Here is a 24,757-nt window from a genome sequence, read left to right as displayed (position 1 = left end):
GTGGTGGAACCAAAAATATCTGCCCAGGCGCAACGTAAGATAGAGATTATGCTGATCAAGTGGAAAGGTAAGCTTACTTGGGATGCGCTAGTGACAAAGGTTGAGCTTGAACTCGCAATAAAAACTACAAGACAAACTCTATGCACTTATGTGGGTATAAGTACATCGTACAAAAACAAAAAAGCGCAACTTCGAGGTGTATCACCTTCGCTCTATACAAAAATTACGGCTTCTGATGTGAAGTTGGATAAACAGATAGAGCACTTAAAGGCTGAGGTTGAGGTGCTGAAAAAAAATAATGCGGAGCAATTACGAATGATTGAAAGAATGCTTTTGAACGCGAATGATATTCCAAATCTAGATCTCTATGCTTTAGTTAAGAAGAGGCCTGAGGAAATACAAGTGTTTAAGAAGTCCTAGACAACCAGGGTGATTCAATTTTATGCAGCGGTTAAGTGTTGTGTTGTCTAATATGATCTTTTAAATATTTTCTACGGTAATAGGTCTGCTGGGCCACATTCCAGGCTTTCGGCAATTTGGTATAACTTTTCGACCGTAATATTGACTTCGCCCCGCTCAATTCGGCCCATGTAGCTTCGGTCAACTTGGCAAATCAGAGCGAAGACGTCTTGCGATAGACCTTTTGCTTTTCTCGCTTGCCTGATCTTTTTCCCCAATTCTTTCGCCAGATTCCCCATAGCCGCCTCGACACACATGAGGAAAGACTATCGAGCGTTTGCGGACGAATCGGCCACGGACTATAATCCGTATTTTTGTTAAAGATCATTGAGGCGCCTGCATGAAACAAGATTTATTCGAATTCGACAGGCAGCTCCATTCTCTGCTTTGCGAGCATTTTTCTGAGGAATTCACGACCCGCCAGTTGAGAGACGCGTATGCAGCTCTCCTTCCTCCCTCAAGCTTTCGGCTCGCGGATGTGCGCGTCTATGTTTATGAACAAATCCGCAGGCTAGTTCGCGTTGGCTGGGCGGAGACGGCAGAGCAGCGCCAGAAGCGGGGGCAAGTGTTTCGTTTGTTGGATATGCCGCAACGGCTGCAGCTCGTACTGGTAGATGGGAACTTCTCCAAGAGCGTCGATTCGCTGGATGTTCTCGCAGATGAGGGAAGAGAAAGACCATGCCCTTCGTCTAACCCAAGGGAAGAGCAAGACGACCAAGCCCGCCTTCAAGTGATGCTGAAGGAGACCCGGCTTGATCTGCTCTCATCCTTGGGCGAGACCGAGCGCTACAAGCAGTTGTTTGAGGAGATCCCACATCTGAAGGGGCGTCTTGAAGGGGTATATATAGAAGTCCGTGACAGGAGTTCAAAGCTACTTGGTCACGTTCGTGCAATCGAGAATACGCTTAAGGCGATTTCTGCCACATGAACTCCACTCTCAGGGTATGGCAGCACGACTGCATTACGTTGGCTATGCAGCACTTCACCCAGCAACCTCATTTTTTTTGCCAAGCAACTCCCGGTGCTGGCAAGACGAAAATGGCAGCGGAGTTGGCCAGGCAATTGCTTCAGCAAGATAAGATAGATCTGATTCTCTGCTTTGCTCCGTCACGGCAAACAATGGATGGATTTCAGAGAACATTCTCCGCCGCTCTAGGGAAGCGCCTGGATGGATTGATAGGTGCCGTCGGAGCTGTTTGCACGTATCAAGGGATGGAATATCGAGACGCAGCGTTCTGGAAGCTGTTCGACGACTATAGGGTGTTCGCAGTTTTCGATGAAATCCATCACTGCGCCGGCCATGACTTGCTGTTAAGCAATGCATGGGGTCAGCAGATTGTGCAAAGGATTCAAGATCGCGCCACCTTCACTCTTGCGCTCTCGGGGACACCCTGGAGGTCTGACCAGAAGGCAATAGCGCTTGCTCGATATTCTCAACCAGACGGGGTGCTGATCTGTGATTACCGATATGGCCTGCAGGAGGCAATCGCTGACGGCGTATGTCGGTCACCGCGTATCGTCGTATTGGATAACAACATGGTGAGATTAACTGAAACGCTATCCACAGAAGGCACCGTCACGACGTATCCGAGTATTGCCAGGCTACTTTCTGAGTCACCCGTGTCTTATGAAGATCTGCTTTTTCATGACGATATCCTGCGGCAGATTCTGTTTTTAGGGTGCACAAAGCTTCGCGAAATCCGTGAACGACATCCGGAAGCCGGGGGGCTGGTGGTTGCGACAAACATTGAGCACGCTCACCGCATAGCTGACCTTATGCGTGCTCAGGGGGAGGTTTGTCAGGTCGTGACCAATAAGACGCCAAACGCGCAGCAGGTCATCAATGATTATCGACATGGTGGCTGCACTTGGATTATTGCGGTTGGCATGATCAGCGAGGGGACGGACATACCGAGGCTGCAGGTTTGCTGTCATCTAAGTCGTATACGTACCGAACTGCACTATCGCCAGGTCTTGGGCAGAATTCTTAGGCGCTCAAGTGATGCGGATGGAAAAGCTTGGCTATATGTTCTCGCGGAACCAGCGCTCCAGCAGTACTCGGAGCGTTTGGCCGATGATTTGCCCGATGATCATGCCGTATTGAGTGTCGTACGAGCTTCGCAGTTTGAGTGCGACGACCAGATTAACGACCATCCAGAAGATCCTAGCGGCATTGAGATCTCCATTTTAGGAGGTTCAATGGGCGGAGCCTTTTCCCGAATGGGGAGCGATCACGCAATTTCGATTCTCGGCTCATCTGAGCCTGCATTGTATGAACTCAACTTTTCACAGCACTACCGAACTCAGCTTCTGAGCGTGTATTGAGAGCATGAACTCATTAGCATGACTGTGGTTGGAAAGGTTCAGCTTCGGCTTCACAGTTCACCGACCCAGCGGACACAAAATGCCGGTTCCCCAAAGTTAATTTTGGTAGTGGCAGCACTGCGTTGGTGCCAATGCGAGAAACCTCTTTGTGCGAAAACAGAAAAACAGACGTAAGAAAGTGCAATTCATCAAAGCGTTGATGGCCATCAAAATCAATCAAGAAGCACGTCAATTGCTTGAAAGGCGTTCAGCTCGCGCGAGTCGATTTCTGAATGGGATATCGATCGTCGGAGATAACTCAGAGTCCGATGGCTGCGAAGCACAGGGAAAATACATGCGTGAGTGTTCAACCGTGGATGGGAGTATGGGGGCTAGCTATCGTCGATAGTTATCATTCATTTTAAAGGAGGCTGCCCGTAAGGCGCCGTGATGTTTAGCGCCCACCTGACGATGTGAAGCTGGTCATGTATCAACCCTAGCCTCTGGAAACCTCTATCAATGGACCTACAGACCCACGAAAACCACTACGTACCAATCTGGTACCAGAAGCGTTTCCTTCCTGCGGCTGGTGCCCAGTTTTTCTATCTTGACCTGTCACCCACCATCTATCGGAAGGAAAATCGCTCTCCAAACGTGTCCCCAAGAGCAGCTTCAAAAAAACTGATCTCTACACTACCTAGCCTGGCTGACAGCCCAATGATGAAATAGAGCGCTTGATTTTTGGAGAAATCGACAATTTTGGGGCTGTTGCGATTCGTCAACCGGCCGGTGGTCAGCCAGAGGAAGTTCATGAAGCGTTTACGCCTTTTTTCAAGTACCTCGGCGCACAGAAGTTACGCACACCAAAAGGTCTAGATTGGATCAACGCGCACTACTCGTAGCTTGATCAGTCCGGGCTAATGAGAGAAATGCAGCACCTATTGACACTGAACTTGACCATCTGGAGTGAAGGGGGTCGTGAGATCGTCTCCGCGAAAAAGTCGGACGTTAAATTCATCATTACTGACAATTCTGTCACCCTCTACAATGCGGCCTGCCCTCCAGAGGTGCCGACGTGTCGCTACCCAAATGAACCGTCCGTGCAATGGAACGGGACGCAAACGATTTTCCCTCTAGATGCCGAGCATTGCCTAATCCTTAGCCACCTCGATTACGCGAAGCAGACAGAGGGTGTCGACCTGTTAGCCGAGAGACAGAATGCCCGCAACTTCGGAAAAAGCTTGGCTCGAACGGATGCATGGATCCGTTCCAGGGCACTGTCCCGAGACCAAGTGCTGGCAATCAATTACCTTCTAAAATCTCGCGCCTGCAAACATGTGGCGGCGCCTGTAGAGGATTGGCTCTACCCGGAACGAGAATACGCCGGTGATTGGGGCCAGATTGGGGAAGTGCTTCTCCCGCCAGCTGACGAGCTTTGGCATTTCGGCGGGGAAATGTTCGTTGGTTACGAGGATGGCTCGACCCTCTACCAGGACCCGTACGGGCGTACTTCAGGCAGTAATGAGTATCTGAAGAAATCGCCGCCCTCGGATTTCATTGATGGTGAAGCCGAATGCGGTTGCGGTAGCGGGTATTCGTTTACAGCGTGTTGTAAGGATATTACTGAAGCGCATCGGCCTGCCTGGTCTGTTGCAAGCATTCGAGAGCGGAACCTAATGTTCGTCGGTAAGGTGAAAAACGTCCTTGGATTGGACAGCGGCAAAAGCTGGGGCGACGTGCGAGCAGAACTCAACGATGAGCACGTCACGCAAATTTATCGGTAACCGGATGAAGCTCATGATCATGGTGTTACTGAAGATCGAACTCAATGAGCTGTCGGTGAAAGCGGAAGCAGAGGTTAACGCTGAATAATCTTGTCCCTATTTGCGAAAGGTTCGGCGTTGCACTGCAGAGCCGTGGTTGAAGTAGGCATGACTAACGACATGCCTCAGCCCGCTTTCTCGCTTTACCAGGCATTCGATCAAGGTGAATGGTTCCGCAGTAACGACCCACCGGAGAATGACCCCCAGTGAGAAATACACGAAGCCGGTGGTCGAGGAAATAATGAGTACCCTTAGATATTAGCGATGTGCTGCTAACGAGTCGCCGTCGAAAGTGTCAACAATGCTTCGAAAGCATTTATTTATGTATCCATGATCGAAGTAAGTTGTGTCGTGATGCACGAGTTAAAATGTAAAGAGGGACGGGGATGGGGATGGACGAATCTTATTGATCGGCGTAGCGGGGTGAGCGCGAAACAAGATAAAAGTTGCGTTTGATGTTGTTTCTCATGTGTGAAGTTATTTCAGAATCGTCTGATGGTGGCTGGCCGGAGTGTCAACTTAAACTATTTAGTGGAGGGAAGGTTCCGTTTTAATGGTAAGCGCTATTTTATTTTAAATGCGAACCCCCCTGTGGGCACTCTGCCGGCCACAGTGAGTAAACATGAATACAGACGACACTTTTTTGAAAATCAACCGCAGGCGCTTGCTCGGACTTGCAACCGGAGCCGGTTTGGTTGGCCTTCTGCCCAGGCAGGCGCTTTCGGGCTCGCCGGACTCGGCCATTGCAGGCCAGACTGCATCGAGGGAACAGGTGCGCTACCCGGAAAAGACCGGGATGATTCTGATCACCGATCGACCGCCGCAACTGGAAACCCCGCTGCATTTCTTTCGTCAGGATCTGACGCCAAATTCGGCACATTTTGTGCGCTGGCACTTGTCTGGTTACCCGACTGAAGTAGATACGCGAACCTTCCGTTTACGTCTCGACGGCCTTGTCGACAAACCGCAATCGTTCACTCTCGAAGAACTGGTCAAGGGTTTCGATCCGGTCACGTTGGTGGCGATGAATCAATGCTCCGGTAACGCACGTAGTTTGTTCAGTCCGCAACCGCCTGGCAGCCAATGGCAATTCGGCGCGATGGGTAATGCGCAATGGACAGGCGTACGGCTCAAAGATGTGCTGGCGCGTGCCGGGGTCAAATCCGGGGCAGTGGAAGTGGCGTTTTCCGGGCTGGACGAGTCGCCCATGCCAGGGCTGCCCAAAGTAGTCAAATCGTTGAAGTTCGATCATTCCGTCGACGGTGACGTGATGATCGCTTACGCCATGAATGGTGAGCCGTTACCTATGCTCAACGGCTTCCCGCTACGCCTAGTGGTGCCGGGCTGGTACGCGACGTACTGGATCAAATCGCTGGCACACATCGAGGTGCTCGAAAAGCCTTTGAGCAATATCTGGATGGATGTGGCCTACCGCATTCCCGATAACCCGGAAATCAACGAAGAGCCGGGCAATCTGGCGAAGAAAACCGTTCCGATCAATCGCTTTGCTACCCATTCGATTTTCGTGCGTCCCGAGCCAGAAGAGCAGTTGTTGCTCAATCATCCGATGATGCTCGAAGGATTGGCCAATGACGGCGGCGACGGCATAGCCCGCGTCGAGGTGTCGTTGGACAACGGCCGCACTTGGGTCGACGCACTACTGGATCCTGAGATCGGGCGCTTTTCCTGGCGGCGCTGGCGTTACCTTTGGACGCCACGCGAGAAGGGTCGTTACACCTTTCTGGTTCGCGCGACCAATCGCGCAGGCGAGGGGCAACCGGTCACGCAGTGGAATCGTGGCGGCTTTGCGCGTCGCATGATCGAGAGCACCAGCGGAATGGTGGTCTGACATGGCCCGCGATTATCTGCCGTGCCTATTGGCATGCGCACTCAGTCCGACGCTCCACGCGCAAGAGTCGCCGGATGTGAATTTCGGCCAGGCGGTACACAGCATCACCGTGCCGCACAACGAGCCGTACCTGCTGGACGGGCCGGGACGTGCAGAATTTCTTCAGCAATGCGTGATTTGTCATTCGCCACGCTACGTCGTCATTCAGCCTACCTACCCCCGCAAAACCTGGGCGGCCGAAGTGGCGAAGATGCGCGACGAGTACGGCGCGCCGATTCCCGATGCGGCGGTTGAGCCGATCCTCGATTACCTGATGTTCCTGCAAGGTAAGCCCGCGCCATGAGTGATGTTGAAACAAACGCCAGACATTCGAGCATCTCACGCGCGGCGCTGGTCATGCTGGTCGGCGTGTTGAGTCTGGGTACCGTTATTGCCTGGAGCGTGGTGCGCATGCCCGCGAGTTCGACCATTAGCCCGCGTGGCGACAACTTGCCCGGCGTGCCCCAAGGGACGACGTTCGACCAGGGCCGAGCGTCTGCCCTGATCCAAACCGGCAAAGTGGTGGTTCGCCAGCGTTGTGCCGGTTGTCATGACGCGCAGCAACGTCTGGAAGGGCCGTCCTGGCAAGCGATTGTGGCGCGCTACCAGCAACATGTTGGCGCAGATCCCATGGGTGCCGATGCCTTGGCGCTGATGAATACCGCCATTAGCCACCCGCGTCCGGGATGGGACGGATACACCCCGGGACCTTCAGCCATTGCTCTGACACCCGATGCACAACTGGGCGTGGCCGCCTGGATATTGAGTCATGCACGAGAAGAAATTAAATGAGAAGCCTTGATTCGGCATCGACCGGAATTGCTCAACGACAGCTGGAATATCTACCGCGCACCGACTACGACCTGATCAAGGCGCACAGTTACGCGGCGGTCATCACGCTATTTCTGTCCGCCATAGCCGGCCTGCTGGTCGCGCTCAAACTGACCCTGCCGGAGTTGCTGGGTAACCACGCGGCATTATCGTGGGGCAGACTGCGATTCGATCACACCCAAGGCATCTTCTTCGGCTGGTTGGGTAATGCGTTTTTCGCGTTCTGCTACCACATGGTGCCTCGTCTGGCTGATCGTCCGGTGTACAGCCGCAAGCTCGGCTGGGGAATTTTCCTGCTCTGGAACTTCGGTGTGCTCTTGCCGGGATGGGCGTTGATTTCGCTGGGCCTGGATAACCAGTGGCTCGCGGTGCAGTCGCTGGAATGGGCAGAGTTCCCGATGCTCATCGATCTGCTCGCGGTGCTCGGCTTGCTGCTGATCTGCGTGCAGTTCGCCGGACCTTTTGTGCTCAAGCGTCAGTCCGGGGGGGTGTATATTTCCGTTTGGTACCTGGTGGGCGGCGCAGTCTTCAGTTTGCTGGCCTATCCAGTCGGCAACTTCGTCCCGGCTTTTATACCGGGGGCGCAGGGAGCGGCCTTCAGCGGACTGTGGATTCACGATGCGGTCGGGCTGTTTGTCACGCCATTCGTGTTGGCGATTGCCTATTACATTATCCCGGCGACCACCCAGCGGCCGATCTACAGCCATTTTCTGTCGATGATCGGATTCTGGTTTCTGTTTTTCTTCTATCCCTTGAATGGCACCCACCATTACGTCTATTCGGCAGTGCCGATGGATGCGCAGAAGGCGGCGATCATTGCCTCGGTGTACCTGGGGATGGACGTAATCCTTGTGGTATTCAATCTGTTGATGTCGCTGCGTGGGCAGGCGGCGAAAGTCGCCAGTGACGTGCCGTTGCGGTTCGTCTGGACCGGCATCATTTTCTACCTGCTGGTCAGCCTGCAAGGCGCATTCCAGGCTTTGATGCCAGTCAATCGCTTGACGCATTTCTCGGATTGGGTCATCGGCCACTCGCATCTTGCGATGCTCGGTTTCGCTACCTTCATCGCTGCCGGCGGCATTGCCCATGCGTGGCAGCGGATACCGCATGCGCGCTACAACGACGCCGCCATGAACTGGGCCTTCTGGCTGATTACCGTTGGCCTGTTGCTGATGTTCGTCACGTTGACGGCCGGAGGGCTGGTACAGGCGCACCTTTGGGCGAGCCCCGCGCCGTGGATGGATTCGGTTCGCGCATCACTTGCCTACTGGTGGCTGCGAGACATATCGGCAGTACCGCTGCTGGCAGGTTTTGTATTGTTTTTCTTCGGGCTGACCACGGGGCCGCGATCGGCTTCGTGCAACGTCGCAGCCCCTCGCTTCCACAGTGCAATGGCAGGAGCCTGATCCATGAAAACGGCTAATAGACACCGTGTTTTCAACAGCGTTTACCTGATCATTTTTGTTGCCGGCATTGGTTTTTTTGCGTTGTCGTTCTACTTACTGGGGATCTTGCCCGGTCAGGAACTGCAAAAGGAAATTGACGCGCGCGCACCCGCTGACATGGCCGATTACACGGCACAGGAAGAGCGGGGTAGAACTATATATGGCCGTGAGGGTTGCGGTTATTGCCATACTCAACAGGTCCGTTTTGTTGCTGAAGACGTTGCCCGTTGGGGCGCGCCAACGCAGGCCTGGGAAACCCGTTTTGATTATCCGCAGCTGTGGGGTACGCGGCGCATCGGCCCGGATCTGGCGCGCGAGTCGGGTGTGCGCAGTAACGATTGGCAGCTTACCCACTTGTTCAACCCGCGCTTCGTCGTAGGCGACTCGGTGATGCCGGGGTATCCATGGTTGTTTGACGGCGATGCTGCAAAACCCACAGCCGATGCGGTGAGTCTGGTGGCTTATCTACAAGCGTTGGGGCGGCCACGGATTGTCTCCGGTTACGACGATGAAACAGCGCCAGCGCCTTCGCCAATGGCCGCGGGACATGCCGACAGCATGGACACATCCACGCTCGCGGCGCGGCGCCAGGCGATCTCGGCACAAGCACGGCTAGACGCAGCGGTGCCGCAATTCTCTCTGCCAGACAATCCGGAAGATTACTCAGTCGCTCTGGCCGCCGGGAAAACTGCCTTTGAGCAAAATTGTACGGCGTGTCACGGTGCGACGGGGGCCGGTGACGGACCAGGAGCCGCATCGCTTCTTCCGCGACCGGCAGATTTGCGCGCCGCCAGCTTCACCTCGGGGCGCATAGCAGATGCACTGTGGAATGGTCGCTATGGCAGTTCCATGCCGGCGTGGCGCGATCTCGACAACTCAACGCTCGCCGCGTTGACGGTGTACGTTCAGAGCCTGCACACCTTGCAAGCTTTGCCAGAGACCGCTACCGGCGAAAGCACTGTGCAGACCACCGCACTCTTCGAGAAAAACTGCAGCAGCTGTCACGGCGCAACTGGGCAGGGCGATGGCCCGGCAGCTCGCAGCCTGGCTCCGCGCCCGGCTAACTTTCAGCTCAAGCAAGGCAACCCTGACTATCTGGAAATGGTCCTGCGCAACGGCATCCCCGGCACCGCCATGCCACCGTGGGAGGAAGTCTTGACCGATCAACAACGCCACAGTCTGGTGCGTTACTTGCGTTCTCTTTATCAACCTTCTGCTCAGGAATAACCCATGTTCGCTTTTATGGTCATCACCATGACGTTGATCGTCTTTGCCTGCACAATCGCCTGGCTGTCCAGCAAGGCAATGAGGAATTGGTCGGAGGGGTCCAAATACCAGATGCTCAAGCGAGAGCAGACGTACGAACGGGCGCAACGGCGTGACGTCGCCTTACTCGGTTGCGAAAGCGCTGCGAAGAAAGCGACTGTTTGAATAGATTGATTGCGATCTGATAGTCCGATGTCGGCGTTCACGCTTATCCAGGTGAACGCTTTTTTTTTCGATAGAATTCGGCTGACAGATCAGCCTTAGTTAAACACGTTACTTTCCAGGCAATACGTTAGCAGATCCTGATCACTGGAAACCTCCAGCTTGCGCATGGCCGCAATCTTTTGCGTGCTGATGGTTTTTGCACTACGGGAAAGGTTGCGGGCAATCGTGGTTACGCTCTGCCCGGCGACAAACATGCGCAAGATTTCGAACTCCTTGGGCGACAGCCGAGAGATCCTTTCATCCAGCGCTACATTGGGCTCCTTTACGCACGTCGGCGCCGGCTTGGCGCTGTTGAACGAGCGACCTTGCGCCACGGCCATCAATGCCAATTGAATCTCCTCATGCAGCTGGCTTTTCTGAATGACCCCGACGACGCCCAATTCATGTAGTCGCGTCAGGATCAACGGGCTGGAGATCATGGTCAGTACCAGGACTTTCACATCGGCAAAATGCCTGAGCAGGTATTCCACCAGCTTCAGGCCATCTCCGTAAGGTGAATCAGCGGGCATGTTGAAGTCGGTGATCACAAGATCGACGGATTCACGCTTGAGCAGCTCGATCAGTTCGTTCGAGCACACAGCCTCACCCACGACGCGATAGCGGTCATCGCGCTCTATCAGCTCACGTACACCCAATAACACGATGGGGTGATCATCGGCGATCACGACGTTGAGTTTTGCCATGTTCGGCTTTCCCTGACTTATTGTTGAATGCATACTGATTACGCCAGCGCGTCGAGCATTGCTTCCAGTCGCCCCAGCATAGCGCCGATCTCGGTGGCCAAAGCCGGAGTGAGAGGCCGACCATCCAGGCGACTCTCGAGGCTGACACAAGCGTCCGCCAAACTGTCGGCCCGCACGGCGCCCAAAGCTCCGGCCATGCTGTGCAGATGACGACCAAGTGCAGCCGCGTCGTTGTCTTGAAGTGAGGCGGTGACCTTGTCAATGTCCTGTTGCATGGTGCTGAAGAACAACGCACGCATTTTCGGCGAAAACTGCGGCTGATCAGGGCGAGGAACATCAGGTGCACGCTGGTCGGGATCAACGGCAAGCAATGGATCGGCGACTTTGCAATGTTTGAGCAATTGCGTGCGCAGCATGTGCAGGTTCAACGGCTTGACGAGCCAAGCGTTCATGCCCACCGCCGCACAATGTTCGCCTTCATCGCGCAAGGCATTGGCTGTGACGCCGATGATCGGCAAATCAGCATCGTTCCTGCGCAGTGCCCTGGCCAGTTCATAGCCATTCATGACGGGCATGTTGACGTCGGTCAGCACCATGTCGAACAAGCCTGGCAGCCATTGGTGCAGCGCTTGTTCGCCGTCGGCCGTGGCGACCACTGTGCAGCCCAGCGCCTCCAGTTGCTCTTTGATGATCGCCCGATTGATCGGGTTGTCTTCGGCAATCAGAATGTTCAGATCCAGGCGTCGGACCTGCTCCGTGAGCGCCGTTCGGCTTCGTTTACCCGCACCTTGTTGCGCGAAACTGACCGCCCAAGCCATCGCCCGGATGTCATGCGCATCGACCGACCAACCTTCGGCGGTGTATTCCGCCGGGTTTGCCCCCGCGGTCGTGGCGATGACGCGCGGGCCGGCCCAGGCAGGTTGCGAGGACGGCAGCACATCGAGCAGCAGCGCTGAAGAGCCGGGCAAGTGTTTCGCGTCCGGCCCGAGGATGCGGGTTTCTTGGCCCAGTCGGTTGAACCAGTTGCAGACATGCTGTGCCAGTTCGGGCGCCGGTGCCTGTACGTAAATCGGCGGCGCATCAGGGGCGAACTCAGGGCAGTCGCTCAGTTGGCCTTCTGCGCAAGCGACATGCAAATGCAGAGAGAAACTACTGCCCAGTCCGGGTTCGCTGACCACTTTCAATTGTCCGGCCATCAGTTCACACAGCCACCAGCAGATCGCCAGGCCGAGGCCGGCGCCGGCTTCGCTGGACGTATCGCGCACTTGATAGAACGGGTCGAACAGCTGCGTTTGCTGCGCTTGGGAAATGCCGATTCCGGAGTCGCTGACCTGCCATTGCAGGTTGGCGCCACCGGTGTTTTGATCCAGCAGCCGTAGTCGCAATACCACGCGGCCGTTGTCGGTGAACTTGATCGCATTGCTCAGCAGATTATTGAGAATCTGCCGGATGCGCAGCGGATCGCCTTGCACCCGGTCCGGGACCGACGAATCAATGCACGCATAAAGCTGCAGGCCTTTGGCCTCGGCGCACGCACTGTAGGCGCGCAAAGTATCTTCGGTAAGCTCCAGCGGGCAGAAGTCCTGAGCTTCAATGGTCATCTGCCCGGATTCGATTTTCGATACATCGAGTACGTCGCTGATCAGCTGAAACAGGGTGGCCGACGAACGATGAATGGTGCGCAAGTATTCCTGTTGACGCGGCTTGAGATCGGTCAGGCCCAACAGTTCGAGCGTGCCTAGAACGCCGTACAACGGCGTGCGGATTTCATGACTCATGGTCGCCAGAAAGCGCGTTTTCGCCTCGTTCGCCGAATCGGCCGCACGCAATGCCTGCTCCAGTGCCGCGGCATCATTTATATGCCGGGTCACGTCATGGAATGCGCAGATCCAGACATCCTCGCCATGGTAGCGAGCGCCTACCACCCCCGCGTGCAGATGGCGCCCATCGATTTCGAGGTCGGTCTGCCCGGGGCTGGTCAGCGGGCGCTTCTGGTTGAGGACCGCGATCAGTCGGTCGCTTTGATGCCACTCTTGAATATGCTGGTTTTCCAGCAATACTTGATGATCACTGCAATGCACCACACACAGCCCGGTGGGCGCAGCGTCGATGACTGCGCGGCTGAATGCCTCGCTTTCGGCAATGCTCTGATGCGCTTGATGCGCGGGGAGCACCACGCGGGTTTTGTACCACCGGTTGAAGGCCCGGCCACCACCAATGGTGGCAATCATTAACGTCAAAACGCCGAGCAGTGGCCACCACGCGTAATCGATAAAGCTCTTGAAGCCGACTACGTAAACCGCTGTCCAGCGTTGCGGGCCTTCATTGGAAATCTTGAACACCAGACCGTCGAGGCGAACATTCAGCCCTTCGCTCAACGTCCGGTCGGGCGGCTCGGTGCCGACCAACAGATTGCCGTTGGGCGCGGTGAGACTGAAGCGGTCGTAGATCGACCATTTCATGATGCGCTCGATATCGTTGATCTGGCTCAGGTTCAACAGCGATGCCACGACTACCCACGGACTGGCACCGCCAATGTCCAGTTGGCTTGCCGGCAGGTCGACATTGATGTAAGCCAGTACCCTCGGAGCGACGTCTTTATCCACTTCAGCACCATAGCGAACCCAGTGAACCCGGCTGTCCAATGGTTGCGGATTCTTCTCCTGCAGACGCTGCAATACGTGCGTCAGTACTTGCTGGAAGCTGACCCCCTGGATCTGCCTGGCGCCGCGTAATTGCCCGGCGGCGGGCACGGCGATATCAAAGTTGTCCGGGACGTTGAATAGAAACACCTGGGGCGACTGATAGTGCGAGGCCGACCAGAATGCGCTGTAGTAACTGGCTAGGTGCGCGCCCAACGCGAACACCTTGGCGCGCTCAGCCGTTTCAATCGCTGCCGGGTTGATCTTGACGCTGAAGGGCAGGGAAAAAGACAGCTCTTGAGCCCGGTAAATCCCGCTGCCTTGCTCGGGCATAGGTTCTTGCACAGACATGCTCATCCGCTGCGTATTCAGCGTGAGTCCCTTGGCACTTTGCTTGGCGATAGCGCTGAGGAAAGTGTCTTGTTCGCCAATGTTCTCCATCAGTCGTGCGAAGTGATAACGCACCGCATCACGCTGTTCGGCGACCATACGATTCAGGCCCCAGACGCTGAGACCAACCAACACTGATGCCAGACCGCACAGCACCACGACACCTTTATTCATGCGCAGCGAGCTACTGGCCAGTTTGTGCAATCGCACATTGGGATGAGTCATTGGACCAGCCTGTTGGAGACGCTTGTATAAGCCTTGGACACCGCTACCTCTGATGCAAACAGAATCTGTGCGCCAGGGATTCAATCCACTACAGCCGGGCCGTCCTGGGTCAGCAGTTGCTGAAATTCGGATGATGACACCGCATGGGAAATGAGAAAACCCTGAACCTGAGTGCAGTTGATTCTACGCAATAGCGCCAGCTCCTGTGCTGTTTCCACGCCTTCGGCCACCACCGTGAGACCCAACTGACGTCCAAGTGCGACGATGCTGGTCAGGGCCAGAGTCAACTCTTCATTTTCGCCGCAGCCGTGCACCAGCGCCCGGTCAATCTTCAGTTCGGTGAACGGCGTCGACACCAGATTCATGTACGAACTGTAGCCCTGACCGAAATCATCCTGCGAAAGCCCGAATCCCTTCATGCGCAATCGGCACGCACCAGCGTAGAAGTTGCTGATATCGTCGGGCATCGAACACTCCATCAGTTCAAAACAGATCATCGCCGGGACGCCATGGTGCTTGAGGACAAATTGCAGAATCCGGTCCGGCAGGTCTGGACTGTTAAGCAAGTGGGTGGGCAAGTTGATTGACACGGGAATCGCGTAGCCTTGAACGTCCCATAGTTTCTGTGCCTTCATCGCTTGCTCGAGAATACACCAGAGCAGGCTTTCCTCCAGGCCAAACGCCTTGAAGGCGGGCAGAAACATACCCGGCAAAAGCACCCCATGCTCGGGATGGATCCAGCGTGCCAGCGCCTCTGCTGCGACGATACGGCCGTTGGTCAGCGACTTTTTTGGCTGGAACCAGGCTTGCAATTCACCGTTGTCCAGACCCGCGAGTATCGCCAGGTGATCAATTTTCGGGCCGGGCGGAGGCTGGGTGGCTTGATGCGTTTTTCTCAACTGCTCGGTTAGCTTACGCAATGCACCGCTCTTGACCGGTTTAGAAATCAGGCCGATGACGCTGACGCCTAGATTGCGCGCTGCGAGGCTGGCGCTGGTCAGCATGCGTCGGGAGGCGACGCTCATGATCGCCAGCGCGGGCCTCGAACCTGATTCTGCCAAACCCTGAATGAACTGGACGCCGTCCATCCCCGGCATCAGCAAATCAGTCAGCACCAGATCGAAGTCGCGCCTTTTCAGGCAGTCCAGCGCTACGCTGCCTTCTTGAGCGAACTTCAGCTCAAAGTCTCCCAGCTCGCTGAACAGATTCCGTAAATACAGTTGCTGGAACGGGTGATCTTCAACGATCAGGATACTAAGTGGTTTCATTGGAAGTTCTTTCGTAAGGCGCCAGTTGGTTGTGTAAGGCCTGCAACGTGAAAGGTTTGACCAGACAATGGTTCATTCCAGCAGCCAGACACAGGGCTTCTTCGCCGCGCATGGCGTTGGCGGTTGCGCCGATGATCGGCACGTTGCAACCCATGCGGCGCAACTCTCGCGCAAGTTCGTAGCCATTTTTGCGCGGCATGTTGACGTCGCTCAGAATCATGTCGAAGCGACCTCTGCGCCACATCGTCAGTGCCTCCTCACCATTGCCGGCCAGTTCTGCCGTACACCCTAGTTCCTGTAATTGGTCATGCAGGATCAACCGGTTGATGACGTTGTCTTCAGCCACCAGTATGTGCAAATGCAACTTTTTCAGCTGCCATTGCAGGTTGTCATTTTCCGGTTTGATTGCCGAAAGCCCTTGGGCCCGGCTGACGGCCTGATGAATGGCCTCCAGATAGTTGATGTTGACGACCCAGCCGCCGGAACCTGCTTGGGGTTCGTTGTAGCCCTCGCCGGTGGCCATCACCAGCTGCCCCGTCCATTCAGGGGCCACGCGCGCTTCGTAGCAACCGGGATGCAACTCAAGCAGCACGCTGTCTGGCGTATCGGCGCCGCGCGAAGGGCGATCGAGTTGCGGGCGTGCGCCCCATCGACGCAACCAGCCGCTCATGGCTTCCGCGAGTTCGCGAACGGGTGAAAGCACAAACACCACTTTTGGCAACAGCGGCGTGAAACTGTCATTCAACGCGGGGCTTGAGGGCTGTTCCAAAGAGAGAGTCAGCGAAAAACTGCTACCTAGTCCGGGTTCGCTGACCACGCGGATACTGCCATTCATCAAGTGAGTGAGGCGCTGGCAGATGGGCAGACCGAGGCCAGTACCGGCGATCACGTTGGCGTGGCCGCGAGTTTGGTAGAAGGGCTCAAAAATTCGTGTCTGGTCCTCCTGAGTGATGCCTTTTCCAGTGTCCGAGACTTGCCAGAACAAGTTGGCGCGCTCGCCGTCGCGGCCAATCAGACTCACGCGTAGGACGATATGACCCGCGTCGGTGAATTTGACGGCGTTGCTCAGCAGGTTGTAGAGAATTTGGCGGATGCGCGACACATCGCCGATCATCCGTTCCGGCAATTTCGGATCAATCACCGCGTATAGATCAAGGCCCTTGCCGTGGGCTGCTGCTGCGTATCCCTGGATCACTTCGTGAATCAGTTCGAGTACGCTGAACTCTGTGAGTTCGAGTGCCAGTTGCCCGGCTTCGATCTTCGATACATCGAGTACATCGCAGATCAATTGCAACAGCGTCGCAGATGATCCTTCGATGGTGCGCAGATAGTTGGTTTGTTGCGCATCCAATTCGGTTCGGGCCAGCAATTCCAAGGTGCCCAACACGCCATATAAAGGCGTGCGGATTTCATGACTCATGGTGGCCAGGAACAGGGTTTTTGCTTCGTTCGCTGCATCGGCCAGTTGCCGCGCCTGATCCAGCGCATCTTCAATCTGAGTGCGGGTGCTGATGTCACTGAAGGCGCAGAGCAAGACGTCTTCGCCCTTGTAACGGGTGGGCGCGCAACTCAGGTACAGGTGACGGCCGTCGGCGGCTTCGAAGTAGTCAGTGACTTGCGGGTTCATCTCATCGAATGCCTGGTAGATCCAGCGCGGACTGAGCCGTTCACGCTCACCACTCTGGCCCAGCCATTGCTGTGACAAGGTGTTTTCCAGCACCACCTGGCCGTTGGCGCGCCGCAGTACACACAGCGCAACGGGTGCGGTCTGAATCACGTCGCTACTGAATAGTTCGCTTTCGACCAGTGCCTGGATCCGACTGATGGTGGGCATGATAAACCGATCTTCGAGGCGTCGAATCACAATCCACACAAGGCTGATGCTGAACAGGCAGAACAGTAGGGCGCCGCCAAGTCGTGGCCATAGTGCGATGAGCACATCACGCAAATCGATGGAGTAGACCAACTGCCAGTCGGATGACTTCAATTGTTTGCGCATCACCAGATTATCGGGCAGGAAATGTTTTCCAACAAAGCCAAAGAAATTCTGACGCTGCATTTGCATGAGATTTTTACAGATCTGTGCAGGTTGACTGTTGCTGAACACCAGCATGCCGTCGGGGTTGAACATCATGAACTGCCCAGCGCTTTGATCATCCAACGCATGGGATACTTCGCGGCCGTCCATCTCAAGTCCCAACCACCCGGAATCGAGGTCGTGCGCATCAAGGCGAATGAATATGTATAACTGAGAATGACTGGACGATTGATTGGTCAGCCACAACTCGTCCATCGCACTGGAATTCTCACCTTTCAACGCTTGCAAGCGTTCGAGCATTGCCTGGGGAAAGTCGGCCACGATCGGTGTCGCCGTATAAAGTCTTTTCACCTGAAGATTGTTGCCACTGCTGACGTACAGCAAGTTGACCTGCTTGCTCCTCAGATATTGCCGAATCCGCTCGCTCAGCCAAATGCTCCATTGCTTGCCGCGCGTATTGCCCAGTAGTAAATGGATTTCTTCCGGTGATACTTGCGGCTTTACGCCATCGGGCTTGCGAATCGCCGACAGGCTAAGGCTTTCGAGCAGCGCTTCGCGGGTGGTGAAAAAGGTATGGGCTTCAGCAATTGCACTGCTCATGTGGCTGCGTCTGCGCGACACTTCGGCGTTGAACGTCAGCAGCAGAAAACTGTAGACGCCGCTTAGTATGCCAACGAGCAAAACCACGCCAAAAATACGCAACAAACGTCTTGCGGCATTTGGCGTAGAGAGGAGGGGATTGATCTGGTAAAGGTAGTTCTTCAGTTTCATCTGACTACCCTATCGATAGGGTATTTGAGCGGGTATCAGGCGATTCCTAAAACTGGCGTTCTTTGTGTTTATTCGCTGACGTAGAGGTCGCATCGCTTTAGTTTAGTGTCGTAAGAATTTATAAGCCGCAGAGGACTGTCTGGCTCGGTCAGGCTTTTGGTATTTTCATATGACGATTTTCATTGATTGATCACGCTACTACACAGCTATAACGATAGGAACATAAGACGATTCCTAAATATCAATAATTATTTCTTTGTAGCCCTATGGCAGCTTTCCGGGACAAGGATTGTGTGTTCGTATATAGGACGATTCTTATATACATTTGCTAGTATATTTCTCGGGGCTGCGTAAAAGGCTGTGGTGTAGACTAAGCTTCGCAAGACTAGCTGCGCTATGCGGCGAGTTGAATTATGTCGTAGGAGGCTATGTGAGTAACCGTGTTGAGCAGGCAATGCTCAAACAATCGACCGCTCTGATGTTTGCTGTGGCAATTGCCGCTATCATCACGGGTTTTTTTTCTGGCTCCCAATCGATTTTGTTCGATGGGTTTTTTTCGTTGGTCGCAACCTTCATCAAAGTTCTAATGCTGATCACCGCCAAGTTGATTGCCAAGGAAAGCAACCAGCGCTTCCAGTTTGGCTTCTGGCACCTGGAACCGATGGTACTGCTCATCGAGGGCAGCTTTCTGTTATTGATTGCAATTTACGCCTTCCTCAGCGGTATGTTCGGCATAATCAATGGTGGTCGCGAAGTCGAATTGAGCATAGTGATCCCTTTTGCTGCACTGCTTAGCATCGTCTGTTTGGGCTATTTCTTCTACGTCCGCTATCGCAATCGTACGTTGAAATCTTCGCTGATCCAGTTCGACAATATCAGTTGGCTGGTGGATGCAATGCTTTCGATCGGCTTGCTGGTTAGCTTTCTCACCGCGTTGGTGCTCAAGTCGCAAGGCTATGGCGCATGGGCCGCTTACGTCGATCCATCTATCCTGATCCTGTTGGGGCTGAGCATGCTCGCACCGGCGCATAAGATCTTAAGGCCAGCGTTACGCGATGTACTTGGGATCGTCCCAGATCAGCTAGATGAAAAAGTTCGCCGAGTGATGGACGAGGTTAAAGCTAATCAGGGTTTTTCCGAATACGTCTCGTATGTTCAGAAACATGGACGCGCGCGGTTTATCGAAATTCATGTAGTGTTGCCGATGGACTATCAATTGCAGGATGTGGGAAAGCTAGATGCACTCAGGGAACAGATTTCCGCCAAGCTTGGCAAGCCGGACGCGACACGATGGTTGACCATCTGCTTTACCGGAGATCGAAAGTGGATTGCCTGATCTTCTTAGGGAACAAACGAGAGCGTGCATGAGCGCATGCGACTACCGGTAGTAAGTAAGTGAACAGCATTGTTGCCTTGCCGCGCATTTTTATTCGTGCAGATTAGTGACGTTTAAGAATCGTCTTATGGGCTGGGTGCATGTGCCAGTACATCATTGAATCACCTGCTACGGCAAGCCGTGGAACAGGGACGTTAAATGATGTAATGGCACATCTACTACAGCTAAGGGTAACTTTCATGGTTAAGAGTATCTGTAAATGCACCGCTCTGTGTGGTTCCTCATTGTTGATCCTGATGGCCGCCGTCAGCGCGCAGGCATCGGACGGCCAAGTTGAATTCACGGGTTCGATCAACGACAACGCTTGTACCATCAGTACCGAAAACGTGAAGAAGTCGGTCGATTTGGGGCAGGTCCGCGTGGGTGACTTTGCCAACACGGTCGGCGCCACCGCTGGATCCGTTCCGTTTTCCATCTCGCTGGAAAACTGCAGCAGTGCGACGTTGAAAAATGCGGCGATCACCTTCCGCGGACAGCAATCGTCTTCCGATCCAACGATCCTGGGCATGACCGGTGCCAATCAGGTAGCGGGGGTCGGTATTCAAATCAACGATGCCCGCACCGGAGCCAAGCTATCCCTCAACACCGCCAGCACGGATTACGTGTTGCGCCCGCAGTCCAATACCTTTGATTTCACCGCATCCTATGTGCGTCTGGTTGCAGACACAGAGGGTGCTGATGGCAAGCCTGGTGTTCGCGGTATCGGCACCGGTCAGGTGAATGCACTGGCCAGTTTCGATGTGACCTACAAGTAATCATGATATTAACGCCAGGGGTCGCATTCAGCAGCGAGCCCTGGTGTTAACCGAGGACTATTTATCATGCGCTTAAAAGTTGCGGCCATTACGGCTCTGGCGGCGTGTTTTTGGTTGCCCCAGCTTCAGGCGGGCGTCAACGTGGGCACCACACGCGTGGTTTATCAAGGTAAAGACAAAGAGGCGAATCTCTCTCTGGCCAATACCGATGATGATTCGCCTTATTTGGTTCAGTCTTGGGTAAGTCCTTATGATAATCGCGACACCAGTGCCGATGAATTTATTATTACTCCGCCGTTGTTTAGACTCGATGCGAAAAGTCAGAATATTCTGCGAATAATCGCAACCAACGTACAGCACTTGCCCGACGATAGGGAGAGTTTGTTCTTTATCAATGTCAAGGCTATCCCGGCGGTGGGCCCCGAGCAGCACAGTCAGAACGTACTGCAGATTGCATTGAAAACGACGATCAAACTTTTTTATCGTCCGGAACACTTGAAGGGATCATTGAAGGAGGCTGTCGATCAACTGCAGTGGAACGTTGACGATGGCAAACTGAGTGTTAGTAATCGCTCAGGTTTTAATGTAGTGGTGAGTGAGGTATTGGTTAATAACACCATTAACAAAGATTTTCCTGAAGTCATTAAGCCCGCTAGTACGCTGCAGTCCGCACAAGCACTTAAATCGGGCGATAAAATTGTACTAAGTTACATAAATGAATACGGCAGCACCGTCAAGGTAGATCCCGTCACAGTTCACTGAGCATTAAGGTTCTAAATCTTAAAGAAAGGACTCTCTCATGCCTCGTTTGCGCATGTGTGCCTATGCGCGCCTACCCAAGTATTGGAGTTGCTTTGCCCTGATTACTTCAGGATTGACAACCCCTGTGGTTTACGCGGATTACAGCTTCGATGCTTCATTTCTGGAAATTGGCGGAGGTAGCACTTCGACCGAAGTTGCTGAGCAAGTCAAGACCATGAGCAAGGGGCAATTGCCGGGCGTGTACCGTGTCAATGTGACCGTCGATAATCGGAAGGTAGAGCAACGTGACGTACGATTCGTTCAGGAAGCAGCGAATCAGAAACCGACTCCCACGGGATTGTTCCCCTGTTTCAGTGTTGATGACCTGGCAGCGTTGGGGGTTGAATCGAGTCGGCTTGCTCAGGCCGATATCAGTGCCGACCAATGTGTCTACTTCAACAGTGATTTGGCTGATATCACCTATAGCTACGACTTTCATAAGCAGCATCTGGATCTGCAGATTCCGCAGGCGTACATCGGCAGCGTTCCGTTTGCAGTCAGGCGTAAAAGCTGGAGTGACGGGGAGCAAGTAGCCTTCTCCAACTATAATTTTTCCGGTAGCCATTACGAAGCGCCGTACGGCAATCGTCAGTCACAGTTCGGTAGTTTGCGCAGCGGTATCAATACTGGTGCCTGGCGCTTGCGTAATTTTTCGACCTGGCAGAAAAGCACCAACGTCGAGGGCAATTGGAAATCGGTAGATTCCTATGCCCAGCGCGATCTGGGCGACATGATGGCCATTGCCACAATCGGCGAGAGCTCTACCGATAGCGAATTATTCGACTCCATTTCCTTTCGCGGTGTCGGCATTGAGTCGGACCTGGACATGCTGCCTGAAGACTCGCGCAACTTCGCGCCCGTCGTGCGTGGCGTGGCAAACGGTCGATCATTGGTCACGTTACGCCAGCGCGGTTACGTGATCAGTGAACAATGGGTGCCTTCCGGTCCGTTCGCCTTAAAGGATCTTTATTCAACTTCCAGTAATGGCGATATCGAGGTGAGTGTTGAAGGCCCCAATGGCGAGCGTCAGGTCTACACCCAGTCATTTTCTTCGGTGCCCTACATGATGCGTGAAGGCCAGCAAAGCTACTCGTTGACGGCAGGGCAGTATCGACCGGCTGATGGGGCGATCAGCCAGGAAAAACCAGCCTTTGTGCTGGGCACGTTGCGCCGCGGATTGAGCGACGGCACGACGCTGTTTGGCGGCGCCATAGTCAGTGATCAATACAAATCATCGCTATTGGGTTTTGCTTATGATTTTGCCGGCGTCGGTGCGATTTCCATCGACGTGACCCATGCGGTCAGCGATGACATGGGGGCTGAGGCTAAAACGCTTTCGGGTCAGTCCTATCGTTTTCGCTATTCCAAGACGTTAGACCTGACTAATACCAACTTCAGCCTGATTGGCTATCGCTATTCCACGAGCGGTTATTACAGCTTCAATGAGGCGGTCAATGCGCGCAGTAATCGTTCGTTAACCCCCTATGTCGATGATGCCCTGGACAGCAGCCGGGCATTTTCGCCGTACCTGCAAGGCCATATGAAAAGCAGCTTTACAGCCAGCGTATCGCAGCAATTAGGCGATTACGGTGGCATGTTCGCCAGCCTTACCAAGACCGATTACTGGAATATGGCCCAGAGCAACACGTCGTTGCAGCTGGGTTACAGTTTCAGCGTGGGCTATGCCTCTTACAACCTGGGGCTGGCGCAGAACAACAGCAGCGGTGATGACACTCGCAGCCTGTCCTTGAGTGTGAGCATTCCTCTGGGACAGCCTGGCAACAGCAGCCGTATTGGTTTGAGCAGCACCCAGGATTCCAACGGCGGAGCCACTCGCTCAGCCACTTTCAGCGGCTCCAAGTTCCAGGACGATGCGCTGTCCTACACCTTGGGCGTCAACCAGCAGGTCAGTAATGATGAACGGGTCGTGGGAGGTTCGGTTGCCGCACGTTACAACGGTGCCAATGGAATTTGGCACGGTTCGTACAACAGCGATAAAAACAATCGGCAATTGGACTTTGGCGTAGAAGGGGCTGTCGTCGCCACGCGGGATACAGTGATGTTTTCTCAGCCGCTGGGGGAAACGAACATTATCGTGGCCACACCCGGTGCCGCCGATGTCGGCGTGTTGACCCGAAGCGGCGTCAAGACCAACAGCAGTGGCTACACGATTATTTCGTCGGCCCAACCTTATCGTAATAACCGAGTGTCGCTCAACACTGACTCGTTATCCGATGATGTCGATATTCCTGCACTGGTCCAGGAAGTCACGCCTAACCGCGGCGCTTTCGTGTTGGCCAATTTTCAGACCCATAACGGTCGTCGCCTGCTGGTCAGTGTCACCACACAGCAGGGCACGCCCGCGCCGTTTGCAGCACAAGCCCAAGTATTCGATCTGGAAGACAACTTGCTCAGCGACGCGATGATTGCAGACAAGGGCAGGGTGTTCCTGACCGGCGTGCCGGACAAATTCCGACTGGTCATCAAGGTTAACGAAAAACTTTGGTGTAGCGAGGACCTGGACTTAAAACAATACAGCCTGCCGGCAACGGGTATTGGTCAGTTCAAGGTCACTTGCACTCCCTCCAAAAAAATAATGGCTGACCATAACGAATGAGGTGGTCCTATGCGTGATCTGACAATGGGAAAATTTATCTGGATAAGAAAAATCCGGTGCTGCTTTTTAATTGTTTTTTGCAGTCTGGCCAGTCGATACGCTATGTCTGCGGACCCGGTGCTTAGTTTAACTTGCAGCAACACCGAGATGACCGTGAATCTAAAAGAGGTCATTCCACTTAGTCCTTTCCAGACCCGCTTTGCAGGAACTTGCAAAGTCAACTCAATCATTGCGCTAGGTGGATACTACACCCAAGCCCAGCATGGGCAGTCCAACACGGGGCGAGACTTAACGGTAGTGGCGGCGGCAACTGGTTATGACGTGCCCTATGAGAGTGCTCCAGCAAATACTGCTTGTTTTGAACCGGGCAATTGTGACGGGTACCTAGACGTCGGTGATACTCTTTCATACGATTTCATCATCTCTGGGACCACTAGGACCACGCCAGGATTTTATTTTGGAGGGGTGACCTTATATGGAACCGATGTGGCTTTCGCGAGTAAAGTCGCCATCGGGGTGGTGAATTTCGCCTACACGGTTGTTCAACCTACTTGCTCCATCAGCTCAGCGTCCCATCTTGCCCTTGGGTTCGGTGCGCTTACGAGCAACGACTTCGCCTCGTCGCAGCAGGTGGCTGAAATCAGCTTGAGCTGCAGCGCAGCCACGCAGGTCAATGTCACGCTTGTACCGACTCAAAGCGCGGTCAATGGTTCCCCTGGTGTATCCGCAACTACCCTTGACGGTTTATCCATGGCCGCCACATGGGTCGACAGCACCTCTGCCGTTGTCTTTAACACACCGCGCAATTTTGCAATGAACAAGGGTAGCAACCTCATCCAACTTGGATTCCGTCCCAAGCTCAATGCTGGCAGTTCCCCTGTCGGGGATTTTTCCAGCCAGTACACACTGAACATTGTCTATCCCTGATCT

At 54.3% G+C, this 24,757-nt stretch carries 20 protein-coding genes; 15 read left to right on the top strand and 5 right to left on the bottom strand.

Annotation, left to right across the window (positions count from 1 at the left end; all coding sequences use genetic code 11):
• Window positions 1-420, top strand: a complete 420-nt coding sequence (locus AABM55_RS21955) for a hypothetical protein (protein ID WP_347927753.1) — start codon at window positions 1-3, stop codon at window positions 418-420.
• A gap of 71 nt (window positions 421-491) precedes the next feature.
• On the opposite strand, the gene AABM55_RS21950 is transcribed toward AABM55_RS21955, so the two are convergent.
• Window positions 492-698 (bottom strand): helix-turn-helix domain-containing protein, encoded by a 207-nt coding sequence (locus AABM55_RS21950; RefSeq protein ID WP_127929401.1) that lies wholly within the window; start codon window positions 696-698, stop codon window positions 492-494.
• Between the two features lie 101 nt (window positions 699-799).
• Here AABM55_RS21950 and AABM55_RS21945 point away from each other — a divergent pair, with 101 nt between their 5' ends.
• The 9 genes from AABM55_RS21945 to AABM55_RS21905 all read left to right on the top strand — a co-directional run bounded on the left by AABM55_RS21945 (window position 800) and on the right by AABM55_RS21905 (window position 10,181).
• A complete protein-coding gene (locus AABM55_RS21945; RefSeq protein WP_127929400.1) occupies window positions 800-1,387 on the top strand; it encodes a hypothetical protein in 588 nt (195 codons plus the stop codon).
• Window positions 1,384-2,784, top strand: a complete 1,401-nt coding sequence (locus AABM55_RS21940; protein WP_127929399.1) for a DEAD/DEAH box helicase — start codon at window positions 1,384-1,386, stop codon at window positions 2,782-2,784. Before AABM55_RS21945 ends, AABM55_RS21940 begins: the two co-directional genes overlap by 4 nt.
• Window positions 2,785-3,692: 908 nt before the next feature.
• Window positions 3,693-4,547 (top strand): hypothetical protein, encoded by an 855-nt coding sequence (locus AABM55_RS21935; RefSeq protein WP_347927752.1) that lies wholly within the window; start codon window positions 3,693-3,695, stop codon window positions 4,545-4,547.
• 661 nt (window positions 4,548-5,208) lie between these two features.
• Complete coding sequence (locus AABM55_RS21930; protein ID WP_154946636.1) at window positions 5,209-6,435, top strand: molybdopterin-dependent oxidoreductase; 1,227 nt, start codon at window positions 5,209-5,211, stop codon at window positions 6,433-6,435.
• A gap of 1 nt (window position 6,436) precedes the next feature.
• Window positions 6,437-6,778, top strand: coding sequence for a hypothetical protein (locus AABM55_RS21925; protein ID WP_154946635.1), 342 nt, complete (start codon window positions 6,437-6,439; stop codon window positions 6,776-6,778).
• Window positions 6,775-7,266, top strand: coding sequence for a cytochrome c (locus AABM55_RS21920; RefSeq protein ID WP_154946634.1), 492 nt, complete (start codon window positions 6,775-6,777; stop codon window positions 7,264-7,266). Before AABM55_RS21925 ends, AABM55_RS21920 begins: the two co-directional genes overlap by 4 nt.
• Window positions 7,263-8,711, top strand: coding sequence for a cbb3-type cytochrome c oxidase subunit I (locus tag AABM55_RS21915; RefSeq protein WP_154946633.1), 1,449 nt, complete (start codon window positions 7,263-7,265; stop codon window positions 8,709-8,711). Before AABM55_RS21920 ends, AABM55_RS21915 begins: the two co-directional genes overlap by 4 nt.
• A gap of 3 nt (window positions 8,712-8,714) precedes the next feature.
• Window positions 8,715-9,977, top strand: coding sequence for a cbb3-type cytochrome c oxidase subunit II (locus tag AABM55_RS21910; RefSeq protein ID WP_154946632.1), 1,263 nt, complete (start codon window positions 8,715-8,717; stop codon window positions 9,975-9,977).
• Between the two features lie 3 nt (window positions 9,978-9,980).
• A complete protein-coding gene (locus AABM55_RS21905; protein ID WP_347927751.1) occupies window positions 9,981-10,181 on the top strand; it encodes a hypothetical protein in 201 nt (66 codons plus the stop codon).
• A gap of 95 nt (window positions 10,182-10,276) precedes the next feature.
• Here the strand turns inward: AABM55_RS21905 and AABM55_RS21900 are convergent, their stop codons facing one another.
• The 4 genes from AABM55_RS21900 to AABM55_RS21885 form a co-directional block, all read right to left on the bottom strand.
• Window positions 10,277-10,924: a response regulator gene (locus AABM55_RS21900; protein ID WP_127929393.1), complete on the bottom strand. Its 648-nt coding sequence runs from the start codon at window positions 10,922-10,924 to the stop codon at window positions 10,277-10,279.
• A gap of 38 nt (window positions 10,925-10,962) precedes the next feature.
• Complete coding sequence (locus tag AABM55_RS21895) at window positions 10,963-14,181, bottom strand: hybrid sensor histidine kinase/response regulator (RefSeq protein WP_008041713.1); 3,219 nt, start codon at window positions 14,179-14,181, stop codon at window positions 10,963-10,965.
• An 80-nt stretch (window positions 14,182-14,261) separates the two neighbouring features.
• Window positions 14,262-15,449 (bottom strand): EAL domain-containing protein, encoded by a 1,188-nt coding sequence (locus AABM55_RS21890; protein ID WP_008041712.1) that lies wholly within the window; start codon window positions 15,447-15,449, stop codon window positions 14,262-14,264.
• Window positions 15,436-18,258 carry an ATP-binding protein gene (locus AABM55_RS21885; RefSeq protein ID WP_127929391.1) on the bottom strand — a complete coding sequence of 941 codons (2,823 nt, stop codon included), beginning with the start codon at window positions 18,256-18,258 and terminating at the stop codon, window positions 15,436-15,438. The genes AABM55_RS21890 and AABM55_RS21885 overlap by 14 nt, the downstream gene beginning before the upstream one ends.
• Before the next feature lie 430 nt (window positions 18,259-18,688).
• Between AABM55_RS21885 and AABM55_RS21880 the strand changes: the two genes are divergently transcribed.
• The 5 genes from AABM55_RS21880 to AABM55_RS21860 all read left to right on the top strand — a co-directional run bounded on the left by AABM55_RS21880 (window position 18,689) and on the right by AABM55_RS21860 (window position 24,754).
• Window positions 18,689-19,594 carry a cation diffusion facilitator family transporter gene (locus AABM55_RS21880; protein WP_154946630.1) on the top strand — a complete coding sequence of 302 codons (906 nt, stop codon included), beginning with the start codon at window positions 18,689-18,691 and terminating at the stop codon, window positions 19,592-19,594.
• Between the two features lie 239 nt (window positions 19,595-19,833).
• Window positions 19,834-20,409, top strand: a complete 576-nt coding sequence (locus AABM55_RS21875; protein WP_127929389.1) for a fimbrial protein — start codon at window positions 19,834-19,836, stop codon at window positions 20,407-20,409.
• 66 nt (window positions 20,410-20,475) lie between these two features.
• On the top strand, window positions 20,476-21,171 hold the full coding sequence (locus tag AABM55_RS21870) for a molecular chaperone (protein ID WP_127929388.1): 696 nt from the start codon (window positions 20,476-20,478) through the stop codon (window positions 21,169-21,171).
• A 37-nt stretch (window positions 21,172-21,208) separates the two neighbouring features.
• A complete protein-coding gene (locus AABM55_RS21865) occupies window positions 21,209-23,827 on the top strand; it encodes a fimbria/pilus outer membrane usher protein (RefSeq protein WP_347927750.1) in 2,619 nt (872 codons plus the stop codon).
• Window positions 23,828-23,836: 9 nt separating this feature from the next.
• Window positions 23,837-24,754 carry a fimbrial protein gene (locus tag AABM55_RS21860; RefSeq protein WP_127929386.1) on the top strand — a complete coding sequence of 306 codons (918 nt, stop codon included), beginning with the start codon at window positions 23,837-23,839 and terminating at the stop codon, window positions 24,752-24,754.
• The last annotated feature ends 3 nt before the right edge of the window (window positions 24,755-24,757 follow it).

Source organism: Pseudomonas helvetica (assembly GCF_039908645.1).
In the GTDB taxonomy this organism is placed as follows: domain Bacteria; phylum Pseudomonadota; class Gammaproteobacteria; order Pseudomonadales; family Pseudomonadaceae; genus Aquipseudomonas; species Aquipseudomonas helvetica.
Note: the sequence above shows the minus strand (reverse complement) of the source record. Positions and strands in the feature narration are given on the sequence as shown.

Bases quoted from the DNA above. Each gene is read 5' to 3' on its own strand.
- AABM55_RS21940 (WP_127929399.1), top strand. From the start codon at position 1,384: ATGAACTCCACTCTCAGGGTATGGCAGCACGACTGCATTACGTTGGCT.
- AABM55_RS21870 (WP_127929388.1), top strand. From the start codon at position 20,476: ATGCGCTTAAAAGTTGCGGCCATTACGGCTCTGGCGGCGTGTTTTTGG.
- AABM55_RS21920 (WP_154946634.1), top strand. From the start codon at position 6,775: ATGAGTGATGTTGAAACAAACGCCAGACATTCGAGCATCTCACGCGCG.
- AABM55_RS21915 (WP_154946633.1), top strand. From the start codon at position 7,263: ATGAGAAGCCTTGATTCGGCATCGACCGGAATTGCTCAACGACAGCTG.
- AABM55_RS21900 (WP_127929393.1), bottom strand. From the start codon at position 10,924: ATGGCAAAACTCAACGTCGTGATCGCCGATGATCACCCCATCGTGTTA.
- AABM55_RS21925 (WP_154946635.1), top strand. From the start codon at position 6,437: ATGGCCCGCGATTATCTGCCGTGCCTATTGGCATGCGCACTCAGTCCG.
- AABM55_RS21910 (WP_154946632.1), top strand. From the start codon at position 8,715: ATGAAAACGGCTAATAGACACCGTGTTTTCAACAGCGTTTACCTGATC.
- AABM55_RS21950 (WP_127929401.1), bottom strand. From the start codon at position 698: ATGGGGAATCTGGCGAAAGAATTGGGGAAAAAGATCAGGCAAGCGAGA.
- AABM55_RS21860 (WP_127929386.1), top strand. From the start codon at position 23,837: ATGCGTGATCTGACAATGGGAAAATTTATCTGGATAAGAAAAATCCGG.
- AABM55_RS21930 (WP_154946636.1), top strand. From the start codon at position 5,209: ATGAATACAGACGACACTTTTTTGAAAATCAACCGCAGGCGCTTGCTC.
- AABM55_RS21945 (WP_127929400.1), top strand. From the start codon at position 800: ATGAAACAAGATTTATTCGAATTCGACAGGCAGCTCCATTCTCTGCTT.
- AABM55_RS21890 (WP_008041712.1), bottom strand. From the start codon at position 15,449: ATGAAACCACTTAGTATCCTGATCGTTGAAGATCACCCGTTCCAGCAA.
- AABM55_RS21895 (WP_008041713.1), bottom strand. From the start codon at position 14,181: ATGACTCATCCCAATGTGCGATTGCACAAACTGGCCAGTAGCTCGCTG.
- AABM55_RS21885 (WP_127929391.1), bottom strand. From the start codon at position 18,258: ATGAAACTGAAGAACTACCTTTACCAGATCAATCCCCTCCTCTCTACG.
- AABM55_RS21875 (WP_127929389.1), top strand. From the start codon at position 19,834: ATGGTTAAGAGTATCTGTAAATGCACCGCTCTGTGTGGTTCCTCATTG.
- AABM55_RS21935 (WP_347927752.1), top strand. From the start codon at position 3,693: ATGCAGCACCTATTGACACTGAACTTGACCATCTGGAGTGAAGGGGGT.
- AABM55_RS21865 (WP_347927750.1), top strand. From the start codon at position 21,209: ATGCCTCGTTTGCGCATGTGTGCCTATGCGCGCCTACCCAAGTATTGG.
- AABM55_RS21905 (WP_347927751.1), top strand. From the start codon at position 9,981: ATGTTCGCTTTTATGGTCATCACCATGACGTTGATCGTCTTTGCCTGC.